General features: G+C 52.2%; 1 protein-coding gene. It reads right to left on the reverse strand.

Features of this window, described 5'->3' with window-relative positions; all coding sequences use genetic code 11:
- A partial coding sequence (locus HA050_RS21745; RefSeq protein ID WP_240929237.1) for a type VI secretion system Vgr family protein occupies positions 1-550 on the reverse strand: 550 nt, incomplete at its 3' end.
- Positions 551-554: the final 4 nt, after the last annotated feature.

Raw genomic sequence — 554 nt, forward strand, 5'->3', positions numbered from 1 at the left:
AGCCTTCCTCGGCTAATAATCGCGTCAGAAAATCGAAATCGGATTCACGGTATTGTAAGCAGTAAGAGCGCGGGCCATGCGTGCCGGAGAGTTTGAAATCCAGCGTTTGCACGGCGGCAAAAACGGGATTTTTAGCCTGGTGCTCGGCTAAAACTTGTTTAACGATATCGGGTACGGATAAATCCTGGAATACGCGTGAAGTGCGGCGGTAGCGGAGTAAGGCAAACGGCGGTTCTGCCGTCAGCGCGTATTTGGCAAATCCCCCATCTGAACCCAGCAACTGTGCCTGCGAGATGACACCACAGCGCTCAACCGCATCACCATTGGCATCAGCCACCGATAAAACAATGGGTAAACCAAGTAAGGATTTAAGCGCTAAAGCGCCATCAGGCGATAAGCAATCAATCTGATAACGGTAAGCCTGGTTAATCCCTTCGCTGCCATCCACCCGCTGAGGTAAAAGCTGCTCACCCCATGCTGCGCCATCGCCAAGTTGCAGAGAAATAAGCCGCTGGTTTTGTGAGAAAGCAGCGGCGAAGGAGGCGAGCAAATCA

This window comes from Iodobacter violaceini (genome assembly GCF_011601265.1).
Classification (GTDB): Bacteria; Pseudomonadota; Gammaproteobacteria; order Burkholderiales; family Chitinibacteraceae; genus Iodobacter; species Iodobacter violaceini.